The organism is Sphingomonas sp. BAUL-RG-20F-R05-02 (genome assembly GCF_022662305.1).
Taxonomy (GTDB): Bacteria; Pseudomonadota; Alphaproteobacteria; order Sphingomonadales; family Sphingomonadaceae; genus Sphingomonas.
This window is the reverse complement of sequence record NZ_JAKNQH010000057.1, coordinates 1-1,450: the sequence shown is the minus strand read 5'-3', so window position 1 is coordinate 1,450 and position 1,450 is coordinate 1. Positions and strand designations below refer to the sequence as shown.

The following is a 1,450-nucleotide window of genomic DNA, read 5'->3' as shown; positions in this document are numbered from 1 at the left end:
TGTGAAGGAAATCGGGCACCGGCAGGTGTACGATATCCTCCAAAGCAGATGGGGTGGTTGCCGCCCTCCCCAGACGGCATCGCAATGTGCCAAGTTAGTGGTGTTGAGGCCACTGAGCGGAAAGGACGGCAACCGTGACAATGGATACGATGATTGGCGTGGATTTGGCAAAATCTGTCTTTCAGGTGCACGGCGCATCGATGACAGGACAGCTTAAGTTTCGAAAGAAGCTGTCGCGGCAGAGTTTTGCCGATTTCATGACCAAACAACCCCCCGCCGTAGTTGTCATGGAAGCGTGCGGCAGCGCGCATTACTGGGCACGCGAGATGAGCAGGCTCGGCCATGAGGTAAAGTTGATTGCTCCGCATTACGTGAAGCCGTTCGTCAAGCGGCAGAAGAACGACGCGGCGGATGCCGAAGCCATCGTGATCGCTGCACAGCGGCCGGAAATGCGCTTCGTTGAGGCCAAGTGTACGGAACAGCAAAGTCGTGCCATTCTGTTTCGCGGTCGAGAGCGGCTGGTTCACCAGCGCACGGAGCTGGTGAATGCTCTTCGGGCGTGCCTCTACGAATTTGGCCATGTCGTTCCGCAAGGCATTCACCAGCTCGGCAGGATCAAAGACATCCTAGATGAACCGAACAGCGACCTGCCTGAACTGATGCGCGAAGAGTGCGGTGATCTGATGAAGCAGATTGTCGAGAAGACGGTCCGCATCGATACCCGGACGGCGAAGATAAAGGCGCTCGCAGCTGAAGCTGATACCGCGCGGCGCTTACAGACTATACCCGGGGTTGGTCCGTTGACTGCCTTGGCTGTTGAAGCTTTTGCTCCGCCGATGGAGAGCTTCCGCTGCGGCCGTGACTTTGCCGCCTGGCTTGGCCTCGTCCCGCGCCAATTCTCCTCAGGCGGCAAGGAACGGCTCGGTCGGGTATCAAAAGCGGGGCAGAGCGATATCCGAAGACTTCTGATTATCGGAGCAATGTCGCGCCTGAGTTGGCTCGGCCGGAAATCGATCCCGGAAAGCTCGTGGCTGGCGCGCATCTCGGCGCGAAAACCAAGGATGCTCGTCGCGATCGCGCTTGCCAATAAGATGGCGCGGACGATCTGGGCTCTACTGACAAAGAACGAGGATTATCGAGATTCGGCGCAGGTAGCAGCATGATCGACATGCAGTTGCTACCTGACGTCGGATAAAGGGGGTGTGAGAAGGCGACGACCCGAATGGGCACAATGATCGAACAGATCTGGGTTAGGAAAACCAGCCGGCTTCCGTGAGCCTTAGAGCTCGAAAAGCAGATTTGGACCTGATCCGCAGATCACCATACTGGCCCGCAGCTTTTGAAAATGCCGCATGTAAAGGCCTGACAGAAGACCGTACTCGATCGCACGCACATTCGATCAAAACCTCTTGCACACTGGGCGGCAACCACAGAAGGAAGCCGCGGGCCA

At 57.2% G+C, this 1,450-nt stretch carries 1 protein-coding gene; it reads left to right on the top strand.

All coding sequences use genetic code 11. The annotated features are described in order from the left end of the window. Positions 1-140 precede the first annotated feature (140 nt). A complete protein-coding gene (locus L8F97_RS22400) occupies positions 141-1,163 on the top strand; it encodes an IS110 family transposase (RefSeq protein ID WP_242154949.1) in 1,023 nt (340 codons plus the stop codon). The last annotated feature ends 287 nt before the right edge of the window (positions 1,164-1,450 follow it).